Here is a 16600-nt window from a genome sequence, read left to right as displayed (position 1 = left end):
ATATGTAAAATGTTCCGTGCCATCAAGACATGACTCATTCCATCAATTTCCATGCCAGCCAGTTGGTGCAGCGTTCATAGTAGTCATACCTGTACCACACCCGCAGATCGACTTTCCCATCCAGTTTTTTGATCTCCTTCAGGGCGAGGGCCGCCTTTCCGGAATATTTGCAGTGGAACATGGCCTCCGCGCTGGGATAGCGGATGGAATCCGGATGCTTCTCCCGCAGGGAGGCAATGCCTTTCCACAGCAGGTCCATGTCCGGTTTCTTCCCTCCGAAAATCTCCTTTTCGTTCTCCTTCGAGAAAAAGGCATAGCCGGCATCCATGATCACCGCCTGTGCATAGGTGCGGGCACGGACATCCTCCGGCAGGGCTTTGGTCTTTTCCCGCACCCAAGGTTCCCATGCACCGGCCTTGCCGCCCCATTTCGGACGGAATGAATAGAGAGCCCCACCGAGTGTCTGCGGGCATTCCGGGAAATGGCTGAACATCACATCCGTGATATCTTCGAATTCATCGTTCGGATCCCCTTCACCGAGCAACAGATCCAGCGCCACATCCGTCCATGCGGGATCCGTCCGCTGCAGTTCTTTCGCCGCCGTGAGGTGCTTTCTCGCCTGGGCCAACCCTTCGGCGAAGCCCTTCCACTGGTTTTCCCCGACCTCGTTGGCGTAGGTTGTCCCGCGGGCATCCCAAGCACGGCTGATCCAGTAGCGGGCGGACGCAAGCTGGGCGTCCGGCGATGCCGGATATTCCTTCCGCCAGCGCTCCAACAGGTCCGCATGGGCCAAGCGCAGCTCCGCGGTGTATAGATTCGTTTCCTTGACGTTGAACCAACTGAAGAAGCGTGCGGCATTCGAGTTCCCGTGCTGATCCAACGGACTTTCGGAGCGGATTTTTTTGATGAGTTCCTCCAGCGCGGCGGGGCCGGCGGCACAGGCCTTCCGCATGATGGTGCCCCGATCCGGCGGGGTTTCACTGAAGTAACCGGAAAAGGCGGGGACACCCATCTCCTGGGGGTTCCAAGGTGTGGAGCGGATGAAGCTGACGGCGATCTTATAACCGTCCTTGGTGCCCACCATGAATTCCACATCGAGGATGTTGCCGGCCCGTTTGAGCGCTGCCAGCGCTCCGGCCCGGTCCTCCAGGACCCAGCAGCGCAGCGCGACTTCCTGCGTGGCGATCACGATGCTGTCCGGATACTCCGCGGCCAACAGTTCCAGCCCTTTCAACATACGCTCCCTCTCCAGTGGCAGGTAGCCCCGCGCTGCAGAATAGCCACGATGGTTCCCGAACCCGGCGTAGGTGAGGGCATACAGCTTTGCGGCGGTGTCAGGCGGCAGCGTATCCAAATGCCGCTTGAGCCAAGGGGCCAAATTCTCCCGCTCATCCGGCTCCCGGCGATCAACGCGGTTCAGAACCGCGCGGGAGAGAACGTAGCCGCAATCCGGAAATTTCCGGATCAACTCCACGGTTCCCCGTTCCAGGCCATCCGTGTCATCCCCCAACTGGTCCACCGTGACGAAATAGGTATTCATCCATGCGGGATCCACCGAGCGGAGAGCGGATGATTTTTCGAGAAACGCGGCGGACGCCTCCAGATCACGCCGCATCCGGATCCATTTGGTGCCCTCCACATCCTTTCCGTTGGGGATGAGCCTCGTGTCATTGGCCAACTCCGCATGGAGACGGGCCTGCGCCAGCATCGCAGCCTCCGACCGGGGGAATTTCTCCAGCCACTCCCCGAACACCCGCTTCTGATAGGCCCTCCGTTTCTCCCCCCTGATAGGATCACCACCCAGCGCGATCTGGCGGTAGAAGTAGGGGGTGGTATAGCGGCCATCCTTGTCCTTCATCTCATTCCTGCGGAGCTGCTGGGCAAGTTCTTCCAGTGCCTCCGGCCCGGCGAGCAACGCGCGGGTGGCGCGCTCTTTCACCTTTCCCTCCGTATCCTCCAACCATCCTACGGTTTCAGGGAGCTCCTTTGCCTCCAAGGTCCGCGCATTCATGCGCTTCAGTTTGTCAGCATCCTTACCCTGTCCGGAGGAATCGACGAAGAGGCAGATCCACAACAGAGCGGCGGGACAAAGAAACCGGAGGGAGTTCATCGGACGAGTGTCAGGCAATAATCCGGGATGGACAAGAAAAGACGGCCCAATGCGGGAGCTCCAGGGCAGCCCGCCGTGGAGTGTGGTGGATGGCGGAAGGCACCTCAGGTCTCCGCAACGAAAGCCACGACGAAAGGAGGCAAGCTTCCGGATTGCCCCAGATGACAATCCGGAGGATTGTCATCCTTTCCCACCGGGCGTCACTTGCCCTGCCACGCGCCGAAGGCGCGGAACTTTTCGTAGCGCTGGTCGAGGAGCTTCTGGACGGGGAGCTTTTTCAGGTCCTCCAGGTGACGGAGGATGGTGTCCCTGAAGGCGTCCGCAGTGGCCCGGTGATCGTGGTGGGCGCCACCGGTCGGCTCCGCGATGACGTCGTCGATGAGGTTGAGCTTCATCAGGTCCGGGGCGACGAGTTTCATGGCTTCCGCGGCCTCCGGGGCGTGCTTGCGGTGCTTCCAGAGGATGGCGGCGCAGCCTTCCGGGCTGATGACGGAGTAGTAGGCGTTCTCCAGCATGAGGACGCGGTCCGCGACGCCGATGCCGAGTGCACCACCGGAGCCACCTTCGCCGAGGACGACGGCGATGACGGGAACCTTGAGAAGCATCATTTCCCGCAGGTTGAAGGCGATGGCTTCCGCGATGTTGCGCTCCTCCGCGCCGATGCCGGGGAAGGCTCCGGGGGTGTCGATGAGGGTGATGACGGGCAGGCCGAACTTTTCCGCCATCTTCATCAGGCGGAGCGCCTTGCGGTAGCCTTCCGGGTGGGCGCTGCCGAAGTTGCGCTTGAGGTTCTCCTTAGTGTCCCGGCCCTTCTGGTGGCCGATGACGACCACGCGCTGGTTTCCGATCCGCGCGAAACCTCCGGGCATGGATGCGTCATCACCGATGTGACGGTCACCATGCAGTTCGTAGAAGTCCGTGAAGGCGAGTGCGACGTAGTCGAGCATGAACGGGCGGTTCGTGTGACGGGCGATCTGGACGCGCTGCCAGGGTGTGAGGTTTCTGTAGATCGAAGCGCGGGTTTCGGCCAGTTTCCCCTCCATGATGGAGATCTCCGCAGACATGTCGATATTCTGCGACGCTGCTTTTGCGCGCAGTTTCTCCAGTTCGCGTTCAAGCTCGGCGGCGGGTTTTTCGAATTCGAGAAGCTGCATGTTCGGTGGGAAAAATGATGGCGGACGGGCCGCTGGGAGGGACGTTAGCGTTTCGGATTGCGGATTTCCACCTCATTTCCGGCGCGGGTGAGAAGATTCAGCTCCTCCATGTCCGGACCGCTGAGGAAGATGCCGCGGGCACCTTCCTTGTCGTCGTCGCTGGTGGTCGGGTCGTCCGCCAGCAGCGGGACCGGGACCTTGGTGAACTGGATGTACTTCGCGGCCCCGCGGTAGCCTTTCGCCTGCGGCTGGAGGCGTTTACCTCCGAGCATCGCGCCCTTTGATTCAATGGCGGTTTTCTGGTTTCCGAGCGGGGTGCCTGAGCCGATGCGGATGATGGGATACTCCCGCAGGAACCTGCCGCCATCCCAGATGGAAACCGCCATGCGCTGTGGTTCGATGAGCAGCCGGTATTCCAGCGGCATGACGATGAGTTCGTCCCCGGGCTGGATGTTGCCCAGCTCGAACATGCCGTTCAGATACATGATCATGTCCAGGGAGGTCTTGTTCTTCCCCGCGATGCCGAGGAAGGAGTCCCCGCGTTTCACCACATGGACGGTCTTTCCCTCCCGGTGGGCCGTGGACAGCACCTCGTCCATGTTCATATCCCCCACGATGCGGCGGGCGATGGGTGCCGACGGAGAAGTGGGGAAAACATTCACGATGGCGGCGAGCTTCTCGCGGGCCTCCGTGTATTGGTCGAGCGCGAGCAGTTCGTGCGCCTTCTGGAACGCCTTTTCCCCCGGATCAATATCCGGCAACTCGGCGGAATCCAGCATCTTCGCGAAATCCACATCCGGCTCTTTTTTGACGATCTCCGTCGGATTGGGGATCAGCTTCTCAAACACGCCGCCCATCGGGGCGACGAGGATGTGGTAGAGGAACATCGCCGTGAATCCCATGACGCCGAGCACGGCGAAAAGGGCGACCAACTTGACCAGAAACCACAGTCTCATGATGACACACGGGGTTATAACAGTCCCCGCCTCTTGAAGTCGAATGCGTTGATCTCCTGGGAACGCAGGATCATTTCAAAGGAAAACTTCAGGATGGAGATCTCCCAGGCGTCGTCCACGCCCTCGATGACCGCCAGCGAGGGATTCCCCGTACGGCGGATGTCCTCCATAACACGCTCCCGGACGGCGTCGATGGAGTCGTGGATGATTTCCTCCTGCACGTGGCCCCGCTTGAACTGGAACCCGTACTGGAGGAAGGCGAGATCCCTGCCCTGCTCCTTGAACTTCCGCACCAGCGCGTCCAGCCGGGCGCGGGCGTCGTCGTTGAAGCCCTCCAGCTCGATACCCCGGTAGCCGTCCGGCCGGAAGATGCGCGGCCGCATGGCCTCCACCTCACCCGTGCGCACCCTGACCTCGTTGTTGCGGTCCAACAGCTCGCTGATGAGCTGGAACTCGAAGCGGGTCTCGCCGAAGGTCTCGATCCGGCGATCCGGCTCGCGGAGCACCTTCGTCATCTCCAGCGCGTATTGGATGTTGTCCGGGGAATGCATCAGCCGGGGGAATCTCCGCTCATTCGGGCGCATTGCAAAGAAAAGGACGGACATCCGCGAGGAGTCCGCCCTTTCCGAAAGCGTACGCCTGCCGCTTGATCAGCCTTGCTGGCTGTTGATGTAGGTCACGACGTCGCCGACAGCCTGGAGCTTTTCGGCTTCTTCGTCAGGAACTTCGATGTCGAATTCCTCTTCGAAAGCCATCACCAGTTCGACGGTGTCGAGGGAGTCGGCACCGAGGTCCTCGACGAACTTCGCCTCAGGGGTCACTTGGTCGGCGCTGACGCCGAGTTGGTCAACGATGATATCTTTTACGCGTTCTTCGATGCTTTTGTCAGACATGGGCTGCTTTGGTTGATTGGTTGGCGTTGCGGTTGGTTATCGCGCCGCTGGCGGACTTGGCAACCCTGAAAACAGCGGTTGCCGGGTAAATCCGCGCGGGAGCTGTGTTTCACCCGTCTTCCGGGGCTGATTTCCCTTCCTGTTCCCCGTCGGAAATTTCCTCCGCACGGACGAATTCGATGATTTCCCCTGAAAATTTCGAGCGGATGCGTTCCATCAGCTTTTCCGCCGGCTGGCCGTCCTCTTTTTTGAATCCGCCGTAGGTCAGGCCGTCGATGCGGAGGCGGCCCTTGCCGGAAACGCCGTCATACCCGGCGAAGGCGAGGCCCTTGTTGTCCCACTTCCTGAGGTCCAGCGTCTTGAGATCCGTGTAGGGCACCCGTTTCCCCTCCTGGGAGGTAATGCCCTCCTCATCCGCCACGATGCGGCGGCGGAAGGTCCGGATGAGGAAAAACGCCGTGACCAGGGAAAGAATGACACAGACGACGACGCAGATCCATTGCTGGTCGATCTCGCGCTTCGTCATCGGCTCCTCCGGCGGCTTGCTGGCGTAGCCGTGTTCCGCGGAGTAGTCCTGCCACAGCAGCGTCCACTGCCGGCGTTCCTTCACCTTTGCGAAGTCATGGAGGATCTCCGGCCAGGGCATGGGCTGTTTCAGATCCTTCGGCAGGATATAGGGATCCTCCGGGAACTTCACGCTCTGGGTGGCGGCGAAGCTTTTCCACTCCGCCTCCGTCAGGGCATCACCCTTGGCATTGAACGCTTTGACCGCCTCTTCGAAGGACTGCGCCAGATAGAACACGTGGTTTTTCTTCCGGTAGCCGATCGCGCCGTCGTAAGCGAAATAAACGGCGAAGACGGAAAACATCAGCAGCATGGCCACCGCACGGAGCAGGAACCACGGCGTGGGCTTGCAGACGATGGCATCGGGAGAAGCGGTCGGCATCGGGTGGGACAAAACCCGGATTCCCAGTGCATGGCAAGTACGGAAGCCCCGCTGGCATCCTGCCCCGGTGCCATGGAGGTGGGGCGGATGGTTGTCGGATGCCCCACGTCCACCCACCGCCGGCCGTTTTCCCGACGGGAATTCCCGCTTGTCGGAAGGCCTCCCCTTGGTTACGCACTCCGCCGTCATGCCAATCGCCACTCCAGAACAATACCGCGCCATGCTGGACGCCGCCCAGAAGGGCAGCTACGCCTACCCGGCCATCAACGTCACCTCGCTGACCACCATCAACGGTGCCCTCAAGGCCTTCTCCGACGCGAAGTCCGACGGCATCATCCAGATCTCCACCGGCGGCGGTGAATTCGCATCCGGCCTGTCCGTGAAGAACGCCGCCTTCGGCGCGATCGTCCTGGCGGAAGCCTGCCACCTCCTTGCGGAGAAGCACAACGTGCTCATCGCCCTGCACACCGACCACTGCCACCCGGAGAAGGTGGAAAGCTTCCTCAAGCCCCTCCTCCAGGCCTCCCGCGAGCGCGTTGCCGCCGGCAAGGGCCCGCTGTTCCAGTCCCACATGTTCGACGGTTCCGTGGTGGACCTGAAGGAAAACCTCACTATCTCCAAGGAACTCCTCAAGGAGTGCGCCGACCTGGGCATCATCCTGGAAGTGGAAGCCGGCTGCGTCGGCGGTGAGGAAGACGGCCACGACACCTCCGGCCTCCCGGCCGAAAAGCTCTACACCACCCCAGAGGACATGCTCGAAGTCTATGAAGCGCTCCAGCCGATCGGCCGCTTCCTCTTCGCCGCCACCTTCGGCAACGTGCACGGCGCCTACAAGCCCGGCGCGGTGAAGCTGAAGCCGAGCATCCTCCGCGACGGCCAGAAGGCCGTGACGGACAAGCACGGCGCGGCCGCCGAGATGGACCTTGTGTTCCACGGTGGTTCCGGCACCTCCAGCGAAGACCTCCAGGAGACCCTCGACTACGGCGTCGTGAAGATGAACATCGACACCGACACCCAGTACGCCTTCACCCGCCCGATCGTCACCCACATCTGCTCGAACATCGAAGGTGTGCTCAAGATCGACGGCGAAGTCGGCAACAAGAAGCACTACGACCCACGCTCCTACCTCAAGAAGGGCGAGCAAGGTCTCTGCGACCGCATGAAGCAGGCTTGCGACGAGCTCCGCTCCAGCGGCAAGACCATCTTCGGCACCGTCTGATCCCATGGAGCGCGGACTTCAGTCCGCATCTTCATCCATTTCCAAAAAGCGGAGTCCCCATGGGGCTCCGCTTTTTCGTTTCCGGAATCCACCATCCCTGCTTTCCTCCCCGGCGTGTCCCAGAAGCCGAAAGACAACCCGCTCGCGAACATCCTCATCAATGTCATCATCCCGGTGCTGGTGCTCAGCTACCTGAGCAAGGATCCGGAGATCCAGCAGAAGCTGGGCAAGGAAGTGAGGCCATGGCACATCGGCCCGCTTTACGCGATGATCATCGCGCTGGCGCTGCCCTTCTTCTACGGGATCTGGTCGTTCATCCAGACGCGGAAGTTCAACTTGTTCTCCGCCATCGGGCTTTTCTCCGTGCTGCTGACGGGCGGCCTGACGCTGTATCTGTGGAACAAGGACGGCACGGTGAAGGAGAACGCCGGACTGCTGTTCGGCCTGAAGGAAGGCTCCATCCCGCTGATGCTGGGCGTGGCGGTGCTGGCATCCGCACGGACGGCGACGCCGCTGCTGAACGTATTCCTCTACAATGACAGCATCTTCGACATCCCGAAGATCCGTAAGATCATCGCTGACCTGGGCAAGGACGCGCCGTATCTCCAACTGCTGCGCAACGCGACGCGGATGTTCGCCTTCTCGTTCTTCGTCAGCTCGCTGATGAACGTGGGACTGGCGCTGTGGTTCTTCCGCAGGTTCGACCACACGGCGGCGAACGCCCTCGAAAGCTACAACGAGATCGTCGGTCGTCTGACGTTCTGGGGCTTCGTGGTGATCGGCGTGCCGATCCTGGCGTTCCTGTTTTTCACGCTGCGGTATCTGCTGAAGGGGCTGCGCGAACTGACCGGCCTGGGAGATGACGAGCTGATGCTGCCGAGGTGAAGGACAGGAAGGCAATCCTCCGGATTACCTCCAAAATGACAATCCGGAGGATTGTCTTCCTTTCGGCGGCCGGGCCGCCGCTGACCGGCGGTGCCCCCCGCACACGGAACAGCCGGAGCGGACGGTCATCCCGTCAGATCCGGCTGGTGCATTTTTCAGACTCTCAGGCTTCCCCTTTTTCCAGCTCTTGGAGGAGCCTCTTCGGGGAAAGGATCAGTCCACCAGGTTGTCCACCCGCTGGGCCAGCTCCACGTCCAGCTCGGTCACGCCGCCCGCATCATGGGTGGTGAGTTTCAGCGTCACCTTCGTGTGGCGGATGGTGATGTCCGGGTGATGCTGGGCTTCTTCAGCGATCTCGGCGAGATCGTTGACGAAATCGATCGCATCCATGAATTCCTCGAATTCGACGGTACGGGTGATGGATTTTTTCTCATACTCCCACTCCGGGCATTTTTTGAGTGCGGCGGTGAGGTCTTCGTCTTCGAGCAGGTCGGACATGCGGTTGTGTTGAGGGAAAGTTCGCGGGCAGATTGCGGCGTGACATTCAGGGTTGGCAAGCTGTGTTTCCAAACTTTTGCAAAATCCTTGCGGCATGTTGCAATCAGCCACGGGGAAGCCTAGGTTCCAGGATCATGAAGACGATTTTCAGCCTCCTGACAGTGTGCCTGCTCATCGGAGCCTGCGCCCCTTCCACCCCCCAGACCCGCATCTCCGCCCATCCGGAGAAATACGCGCGTCTGAGCGCGAAGCACAAGGCGCTGGTGGAGGAAGGGAGAATCGACCGCGGCATGCCCAAGGATGGGGTGCTGCTGGCCTGGGGGACCCCGGCGAGCAGATACGAGGGACAGGAAGGACGCCGCAGCACGGAACGCTGGGACTACGCGGGCAGCCGTCCGGTGTTCGTCCACAATTTCCACGGGGGATACGGATTCTATGACTACTGGGGTGACGGTGGCTATTACCGTCCGTATGGCTACCGCTTCATGGTGGGACCGGAGGTCGTCTATGTCCCCTACACCAGGGCGAGCGTGACCTTCGCGGGTGACCGGGTGGACTCCTGGGAGCGGATCAAGTGATGGTGCCGGATTCCGGCCTCACACCACACCCGCGACTGCCAGCGTGACGGCCGCGGCGGAGATGAGGAAGCCTGCCAGCGCCATGGCACCGTCCTTTGCGATAAGAGAAAGGCCGAAGGCGATGGCACCCGCACCCACCACGTTCGCGCTGAGGGGCACCACCTCCGTGAGCGGCATCACCAGCATGGTGACCGCCGTCACCGTCGCAATCCCGATCATCGCGGGACGTCCGGTCAGGAATCGCAGGCGTTCCTTCAGCAAACGGTCGATGAAGGCGGCGGGCTTCTTCACCCACTTGCTCCCCGTCATTTTCAGGATGATCTTCGACTTGATCTTCCGGTCGAGCAACCAGCCCGGCAGCCAGAAGTGGTCGTTGCCACAGATGAGCTGGACAGAGATGGTGAGGACGAAGAGGCCGATGACTGTCGGCACGCCAGGGATGTCCGCGATGCCGGGCGCGGAAACGAAGACACCCGCCAGCAACAGCAGCGGACCGAATGAACGTCCGCCCACCGCATCCATAATGTCGTCCACCTTCACCTTGTCCGCTTTCTCCGCGCAGCGGTGGATCTCACCGAGCAGTTCCTCCAGATTTTCCGGACGCTTTTCCATCTGTTAGAAGATGCGCATGATCCCGTGCGTGTCAAACCGGCTGCGGGGAGTAGCGAATCTCGTGAGAGATTCGGCTGTGGGGAAGTCCATCAGAAACCGGAGCGGATCTGTCAGCGGACGTCCCCTCAGTCGAAGGTCTCACGACCTTCGCTACCAGCTTCACTCCTTTCGCCACTTGTCGAACCAGCGGGCGGGCTTGCTGGGACTGCGGCGCTTTTCCCGGTCCTCTGCTTTCCTCACTCCCTTGACGGCCTCCTCCACCACTTCCGCCGTCCCCTCCGCAGCCTGCGAAATGATCTTACCCGCCTCCAGCCGCCGGACGTGAATGCGGTCCAGCGTGCCGGTGACCTCCATTTCCAGCAAACGGCTGAGAGGTTGGGTCACCACTCCCGGCAGGCCGGTGAGCTTTCCACGGGCGCTGCCGGAGACGGTTTCCTTCCGGAGGTCCACCTGACCACGCGCATCCACGGTGAGGGTGCCACCGCTGGCCTCGAAGCTGCCCACGCTGACGATGTGCCCGCTGCTGGTGAAGTGCGCCTCGAACCGTCCCTCCCCGGACTCCGCGCGTTCCACACCGGGGATGATGGCGGCGAAAAGATCATGCACCTGGTCGAGCAGCGGCACCTCGATGACAGGCGCATTCTCCAGCATCATCCTGCCCTCACCGTCGAACAGCCGCCCGCCGAGATCCGCGGAGCCGGTGTAGAAAAGCGAGAGGACGCCGGGAGTGCTGGTTTTTCCCTTTCCCATGGCCTGCTTGATGCGGTCCAGCCGGACGCCGGACGCCTTGATGGCGGCGTCCCGCAGCCGTCCTCCGGTGTAGTCGCCGTCCACGGTCAGGTTACCGCCGAAAACTTCGCCCCGCACCTCCCGGAGGGACCACGTGCGACCGGTTAGGCTCCCGCCGCCGGTCAGCGCGGTGATGTCCACTTTCTTCCCTTCGTGGGCAACGGTCACCGCGCCCGCCCCCCGGGTGGAGAACCGGGCCACGCTCCACCCGCCGTCCTTTTCCCAGCGGATGTCCCGCGCGGTGATGGCGGGAAATGTGACGACCTCCAGCGACGGAGGGAGGGAGTCCGCCAGCATGGGGATGTCCCCGGCGATGGACCACAAGTCCGCGTCTCCCTCCAGCTCCGCGACGTGGAATTTCCCCCGGTGGTGGCTGCCGTGGAGCGTGTCTTTTTTGCCATCCCCGTCCTGCACGGTGCCTTCGAAAGTGAACGGAGTGCCCTTCCATCCCTGCCGCCGGATGACCGCCTCCGCCCTGCCATGTTCCATCGCGACGCCCGCGTTGATGACTGACTCCTCCTGAGAGGAAAGCTCCGCCGTCGCCCCCGCGTCGCGCAGTGGCACGCCTTTCAGGCTGACCTCCCTGCCATTTCCCTTGAGCGATGCGCTCCAGTCAAAGGCGGGCGTGGAGGCATCCACGGTGAATTTTCCGCGGATTTTGAACCGGCCCGTGCCATCGTCGAAATCCAGCGCTGCGAGCGTCGCCCTCGCCGCCTTCAGCTTCATGACAAAGCGTGGCGGCGGGCGCAGAGGTTCCTGCCGTGTGATGATGTCGCCCTCCAGATCCACGACCAGTCCGCGGTGCCGGACCTTTGCCTCCGTCACGGTGATCTTTCCGCGCCGCGAGCGGAACTTCGCGGAGACATCCTCCAGCGCGATGTGGCCCTCCGCATCGGACACGACCACCTTCGAGCGGCGGACGCTCCAGACCATGGTGCGGGAGCCGGTGGAGATCCACTGGGACGGCGGCAGGCTGACGGCCAGGCTCTCCACTTCCAGCACCTGCTTTCGTTCGCCCTCCGTCTCGTGGAGAATGAAATCGCGGAACACCACTCCGCCGCGCCACAGACTCCATGAGGCGCGGCTCCACTCTGGCTCCAGCCCGCGCGCCTCCAGGCGGTCGCGCATCCGTTGTTCGATCCCCGCGATGATGCGGCCCTGCGCGAGCGTGAGGACCGTCACCACCACGGAGGAAAATCCCACCAGGATCCACAGGAAGATCCGCCAGCGGCGGGAAAGGCGGAACCTGCGGAGGGAGGACATTTCCCTAACTTATCCCGCCCCCTCTTGTCCGCCAGCGGTCAATCCAATCGGTTTTCCAACGGATGGAATGCCAAAGGCACGCCGCACCTTTGCCGGATGCACGGTGGCCCCTATCAGAAGTAGCTGGAGAGCCGCTCGATCTCCGCGCGGGCGTTGAGGTCCGCGAGCCAATGCGCCGGCACCTGGCCGGTCAGTTCCGCTGCTCCGTAGATGGTGCCCAGGATGAGCGCACGCGCCGCACTGTCCCCGCCCGCCATGGCGTTCTCCACTAGGGCGATGGCAGGGTCATCCGGATATCTCAAAAGCAGGTGGCAGACACCGGCGAAACCGCCGTCGATGTCGCAGCTCAGGCCGTGGGTCGCCAGCACGGCGGCATTTCCATCGACGGAGTGGAGGTGTTCCTCCGCCGCGGCCAGCCAGTCCTTCAGATTCCCGTCCAGCTCCCGCCCCACCCTGCGGAGGGCCGCGGGGATCGGCTCGCCCCGTTTCACCGCCAGCGCCACCGTGGCGAAAAACTCCGCCGCGGAGATGACATCCGGATGGTTGTGGGTGAAGGCGGTCAGGCTCCTGACAGCGGCACGCAGCTCCGCATCATCGTTCCACGGGAGGAGAAGCAGCGGCGCGAACCTGCCCGCGCCGGAAAGATCGTGCGAATGCGCCCCGGCCCGCTCCGGCGGCACTCCGGCCTCCAGATTGGCGAGCGTGCCCTTTGTGGAGCCGTCCCTGTAGCTGATGGTGGCCGGGCTTTCCCAATAGGCCCGCCACGCCGCGGCGTAGCCGGTGAGGTCGAATTTTCCGACCTCCGCGACATACCGCAGCAGTACCAGCACCTGGTCCCCGTAGTGGGTGAAGTCCCCCGCCTTCTTCCCGGGATGATAGGACGAAATGGGATCCTGATAGCGTTCCGCGTCCACGATCCTGCGGGAGATCTCTTCCTGGTCATAGACCCAGTGGGGTCCGAGGCTGATCGCATCCCCGAGAAAGGCCCCCGTCACCATCGCGCTGTTTGACATGGGTGGAATCTAACGCCGTCCTCCCCCGCGTCAAAGTCATGCTGACGGGATCATTTCGCCGCAGGTGCTTTCTTCGAGCCATTTTTCAGCCGCACGGAAGGCGCGGACTGTTCGCCGTTCTTATCCTGCCTCACTTCGAAAAGATCGATGGCGGCGAACAGATCGACGAGTTTCTTGAAACCATAGGTGCGATGGTCGAACGGGCCTAGATTCCGGATGTAGTTGGAAACCCTGCTCAAAGATGCCCAACCATCGTCCTCCTCTGCGGTCTTCACCGCGCTGCGGAGGGTGTTCATCAGTTTGGTGTTGCCCTTGAGCTGCTTTGTCGCGTCCGACTTCGGTTTGTCCCGGGTGGTCGCCTCCTTCGTCTCGTCCTCAAGATAGAAAAACTTCGAACAACTGGCGATGAACGGGTCCGGCGTGTTGCGCCCGCCGAAGCCGAAAACCAGCTTTCCATCCGCGCGCAGCCGCTGGATCAGCGGTGTGAAGTCGCTGTCCGAGGACACCAGGCAGAAAGTGGTCACCGCCTTGGTGTAGAGGATGTCCATCGCGTCGATGACCAGCGCCATGTCGGTCGCGTTCTTCCCCTTCACCAGGTCGAAGTTCTGCATCGGTTGGATGGAGTTCTGGTGCAGCACGCGCTCCCACCCGGCGAGGGCGGGTTTCTTCCAGTTGCCATAGGCGCGGCGGATGTTCACCACGCCATGCTCCGCCAGTTCAGAAAAGATGAAGTCCACCTTCGCGGCGGGCGAGTTGTCCGCGTCGATGAGGAGGGCGATGCTGTCGGAAGATACGGGATTCGGGATGGCTGGCATGGAGATTGGCACCATCCCTGCCATGGCATGCGCCCGGGGTCGAGCATGGAAGGTGGACGTGGCATCATTCCCTTGCCTCAAGCAATCACACCGCGCTATCTCTGGATGTCATGAAATATCCATTCGCAGCCATCTGCCTCCTGGCCGGAGCCATGCTTTCGTCATGCAACGTCCGGGAGAACATCACCCATGCGGAAAAGGCGGTGGACGAGTTCCACGTCCTCTATGAAACCGGGAAACCGGAGCTGATCCATCAGAAGGCGGATGCCGCCCTCAAAGCCACGGTCACCGAACAGGACATGGTTGCGTTCGTGAATGGAGTCCACGACAAGCTCGGCAAGATCACTTCCTCCACAAACGAGAATTCATCCATCTTCTCCGGAACCAATGGAACGGAAGTCAGGCTGGTATACAAGACCACCTACGAAAAGGGAACTGGCACGGAGAAGTTCTCCTACCTCATCGACGGCGGGAAACCGGCTTTGTTGAGCTGGTTCATCGACTCCCCGCAACTGACCTCCCATCCGTCGAAGAAGGAAGACCCTGCGGCGGCAGCCCCGGCGGACGGCGCAGCCGTCCCAGCGCGGTAGGGACGCGACCGCCGGGCGCGCCGATGCTTTCGGCGGACAGGCCGGTGACGTCCAATCGTGGGACTAAAGCGCGATGACCTCGCGGCTTACAGCTTCGGCAGCCCCGGCCGGGCAGCCCTACCATTTTTCAGGGAAGCATCCCATCACTCGCCCAGGTCCTCGTTGAAGAAGACCTTGATGAATTTCATTTTCTTCCCTTCGTCGAAGCCGTGTTCCAGCACGCGGTCCGCCTTTGCCACGGCGGATGGCTTCAGGCGGATCTCCACACCGGTGTCCAGTTTCATGACGGACTGCTGGAGCTTCTTCTTCACCTTGCTGACGTCCTTCTTGGAAATGGAGAAGGAATCATCAAAGCGCTGTCCCTGTTCCTCCTCCACCTGCGCGCGGTGCTCGGCGAAGCGCTTTTTCGCATCCGGGGTTTTGAGCACCTCGTCCTCGAATTCGTGGAGGCTGAACGACTCCTTCTCCTCGAAGTAGGTGAGGGCGTCCTTCTCCGCGCCGGAGGTTTCCCATGGCGGCAGATCGTCCTCCTGCTCCGCGGCCGGGGCAGCGGAGGAAGAAGCTTTCTTTTCCTTCTTCTCCTTCTCCAGGAAGGCGACGGCCATGTTGGTGTAGTTCTTCGTCAGGAACGACGGGTCGGTCACCGGCAGCACGCCGAGGAAGTCCCGCACCCAGAAGCGCGAGTCCGTGCCGGACCGGTCGAAGGTGAGGACGTAGTAGCCCTTGTTCGGCAGGTGGTCGATGATGAGGCAGCCCTTGTCGATCTTCTCCGGGTTGATCCCCTGCTCCGTGTGCAGGTGCAGGTCCCCGTCCTTCGTCGAGATGCTCAGGAACGGCACCACGCTCTCCGATTTCAGGATGCAGATGCCTTTCTTCAGCTCGCCATCGACGTCGATCTCCTCGATCAGCGAGATGCACAGATCACCGGATTTGATGTTGGGGTGGTTCGACTTGGCGTAGAGCCGCTTGGCGATCTCGCAGCCCTTTTCATGCAAGGTGGCCCCATCCGCGAAGATGGTGCGGGCGCAGACGTTCATCTCGTGCTGTTCCAGCGACGTGTGGTGGCTGAAACGGTGGGCGAGGAGATTCTTGAACGGCTTCAGGAAAATGGCGGTCAATCCCTCCCGGTCCTCTTCGCCGATGCTGAAGACGTCCTTCGAGGTCTCCAGCGGCTCGTCGCGCTGGGGATGGCCGACTTTGGCAAGGACGAGACCGGTGGCGGAGGCGGAGGTGAAGCGGATCTTTGCGGACATGGAATGCGGGGCCGGGACGATAACCGGCGACCGGCATTTGGAAACAGGAAACGTCCGCGTTCCCGGCGTGCCTTCATTTTGCGGCGTCAGCCTGTCCTCAATGAAGATGAAACGAAACGCGGAGACGCGGAGACGCGGAGATTTCATTCCGGTCTTTTTCCCTCCGCGCATCTCTCCGCGACCTCCGCGTCTCGGCGTTTCGTTTGGTGCCCGTCACTTCTTCTTCGGCAGCGCGCGGGTGGCGCCGACGGAAATGCCGCCATCCACCAGCAGGAGTTGGCCGGTGATGTAGCGGCTCTCCTCGGAGGAAAGGAACACGACCGGGCCGTCGAGGTCGCCGGTGGCGCCGGGACGCTTGAGCGGGATGCGGTCGCTGAGGTACTCCACCCATTCCTCATTCTCATACATCACGGCGTTCTGCGCCGTCTTGAACCATCCCGGAGCCAGGCAGTTCACGGTGATGCCGTGGATGCCCCAGTCATCCGCCAGGCTCATGGTGAGCTGTTTGCTGCCGCCGCGGCTGGCACAATACGGACCGAGGCCCGCGTAGCCCGCCACACAGGTGACGGAGCCGATGTTGATGATGCGGCCGTAGCCCGCCGGGATCATGAATTCCTTCGCCACCTGCTGGGCGACGAAGAACGTGCCTCGCAGGTTGGTGTCCAGCACGAGGTTCCAGTCGTCCCAGGTGATCTCGGTGGCGGGCTTGCGCACGTTGCAGCCGGCGTTGTTCACCAGAATGTCGATCTTCTCCACCTTCGCCTTCACGTTCGCGACGGCTTCCTGGATGCTCTCGAATGAACCGACATCAAGCACGACCGGCGTGCACTTGCGGCCCAGCGCCTCCACCTCCGCGGTGATCTTGTGCAGCGACTCGATGCTGCGGCTGGTGACGACGAGATCGGCTCCGGCTTTCGCCAGCGTGATGGCAAAGCGCTCACCCAGCCCGCGGCTGGCTCCGGTGACAAGTGCGGTGCGTCCTGTGAGATCGAACATGGCAATGGAAATGGATGATTGGGGATTGGG

17 protein-coding genes are annotated in these 16600 nt (G+C 61.9%); 4 read left to right on the top strand and 13 right to left on the bottom strand.

What is annotated here, in order from left to right:
• Positions 1–34: 34 nt before the first annotated feature.
• The 6 genes from OVA24_RS08000 to OVA24_RS07975 all read right to left on the bottom strand — a co-directional run bounded on the left by OVA24_RS08000 (position 35) and on the right by OVA24_RS07975 (position 6059).
• A complete protein-coding gene (locus OVA24_RS08000; RefSeq protein ID WP_267674678.1) occupies positions 35–2110 on the bottom strand; it encodes a DUF4034 domain-containing protein in 2076 nt (691 codons plus the stop codon).
• 200 nt (positions 2111–2310) lie between these two features.
• The gene (locus OVA24_RS07995) at positions 2311–3264 is read right to left on the bottom strand and encodes an acetyl-CoA carboxylase carboxyltransferase subunit alpha (protein ID WP_267674677.1); all 954 of its coding nucleotides are present in this window, start codon (positions 3262–3264) and stop codon (positions 2311–2313) included.
• A 44-nt stretch (positions 3265–3308) separates the two neighbouring features.
• On the bottom strand, positions 3309–4220 hold the full coding sequence (locus OVA24_RS07990) for a LysM peptidoglycan-binding domain-containing protein (protein ID WP_267674676.1): 912 nt from the start codon (positions 4218–4220) through the stop codon (positions 3309–3311).
• A gap of 14 nt (positions 4221–4234) precedes the next feature.
• On the bottom strand, positions 4235–4771 hold the full coding sequence (locus tag OVA24_RS07985; RefSeq protein WP_267674675.1) for a hypothetical protein: 537 nt from the start codon (positions 4769–4771) through the stop codon (positions 4235–4237).
• 99 nt (positions 4772–4870) lie between these two features.
• Positions 4871–5113, bottom strand: a complete 243-nt coding sequence (acpP, locus tag OVA24_RS07980) for an acyl carrier protein (protein WP_267674674.1) — start codon at positions 5111–5113, stop codon at positions 4871–4873.
• Between the two features lie 109 nt (positions 5114–5222).
• Complete coding sequence (locus OVA24_RS07975; protein WP_267674673.1) at positions 5223–6059, bottom strand: hypothetical protein; 837 nt, start codon at positions 6057–6059, stop codon at positions 5223–5225.
• Between the two features lie 187 nt (positions 6060–6246).
• On the opposite strand from OVA24_RS07975, the gene fbaA reads away from it, so the two are divergent.
• Complete coding sequence (gene fbaA, locus OVA24_RS07970; protein WP_267674672.1) at positions 6247–7278, top strand: class II fructose-bisphosphate aldolase; 1032 nt, start codon at positions 6247–6249, stop codon at positions 7276–7278.
• A gap of 114 nt (positions 7279–7392) precedes the next feature.
• A complete protein-coding gene (locus tag OVA24_RS07965; RefSeq protein ID WP_267674671.1) occupies positions 7393–8163 on the top strand; it encodes a VC0807 family protein in 771 nt (256 codons plus the stop codon).
• 213 nt (positions 8164–8376) lie between these two features.
• Here OVA24_RS07965 and OVA24_RS07960 read toward each other — a convergent pair whose 3' ends face one another.
• Positions 8377–8661: a 4a-hydroxytetrahydrobiopterin dehydratase gene (locus tag OVA24_RS07960; protein ID WP_267674670.1), complete on the bottom strand. Its 285-nt coding sequence runs from the start codon at positions 8659–8661 to the stop codon at positions 8377–8379.
• A gap of 134 nt (positions 8662–8795) precedes the next feature.
• Between OVA24_RS07960 and OVA24_RS07955 the strand changes: the two genes are divergently transcribed.
• On the top strand, positions 8796–9239 hold the full coding sequence (locus tag OVA24_RS07955; protein ID WP_267674669.1) for a hypothetical protein: 444 nt from the start codon (positions 8796–8798) through the stop codon (positions 9237–9239).
• A gap of 18 nt (positions 9240–9257) precedes the next feature.
• On the opposite strand, the gene OVA24_RS07950 is transcribed toward OVA24_RS07955, so the two are convergent.
• The 4 genes from OVA24_RS07950 to OVA24_RS07935 all read right to left on the bottom strand — a co-directional run bounded on the left by OVA24_RS07950 (position 9258) and on the right by OVA24_RS07935 (position 13731).
• Positions 9258–9851 carry an exopolysaccharide biosynthesis protein gene (locus OVA24_RS07950; RefSeq protein WP_267674668.1) on the bottom strand — a complete coding sequence of 198 codons (594 nt, stop codon included), beginning with the start codon at positions 9849–9851 and terminating at the stop codon, positions 9258–9260.
• Between the two features lie 159 nt (positions 9852–10010).
• Positions 10011–11903 carry a hypothetical protein gene (locus tag OVA24_RS07945; RefSeq protein WP_267674667.1) on the bottom strand — a complete coding sequence of 631 codons (1893 nt, stop codon included), beginning with the start codon at positions 11901–11903 and terminating at the stop codon, positions 10011–10013.
• A 113-nt stretch (positions 11904–12016) separates the two neighbouring features.
• On the bottom strand, positions 12017–12916 hold the full coding sequence (locus OVA24_RS07940; protein WP_267674666.1) for an ADP-ribosylglycohydrolase family protein: 900 nt from the start codon (positions 12914–12916) through the stop codon (positions 12017–12019).
• Between the two features lie 50 nt (positions 12917–12966).
• Positions 12967–13731 (bottom strand): NYN domain-containing protein, encoded by a 765-nt coding sequence (locus tag OVA24_RS07935; RefSeq protein WP_267674665.1) that lies wholly within the window; start codon positions 13729–13731, stop codon positions 12967–12969.
• 110 nt (positions 13732–13841) lie between these two features.
• On the opposite strand from OVA24_RS07935, the gene OVA24_RS07930 reads away from it, so the two are divergent.
• A complete protein-coding gene (locus OVA24_RS07930) occupies positions 13842–14321 on the top strand; it encodes a hypothetical protein (protein ID WP_267674664.1) in 480 nt (159 codons plus the stop codon).
• A gap of 143 nt (positions 14322–14464) precedes the next feature.
• Here the strand turns inward: OVA24_RS07930 and OVA24_RS07925 are convergent, their stop codons facing one another.
• Positions 14465–15574, bottom strand: coding sequence for a nucleoid-associated protein (locus OVA24_RS07925; protein ID WP_267674663.1), 1110 nt, complete (start codon positions 15572–15574; stop codon positions 14465–14467).
• Between the two features lie 213 nt (positions 15575–15787).
• A complete protein-coding gene (locus OVA24_RS07920; RefSeq protein ID WP_267674662.1) occupies positions 15788–16570 on the bottom strand; it encodes an SDR family NAD(P)-dependent oxidoreductase in 783 nt (260 codons plus the stop codon).
• Positions 16571–16600: the final 30 nt, after the last annotated feature.

The organism is Luteolibacter sp. SL250 (genome assembly GCF_026625605.1).
Lineage (GTDB): Bacteria > Verrucomicrobiota > Verrucomicrobiia > Verrucomicrobiales > Akkermansiaceae > Luteolibacter.
This window is presented reverse-complemented; position numbering and strand designations above follow the sequence as displayed.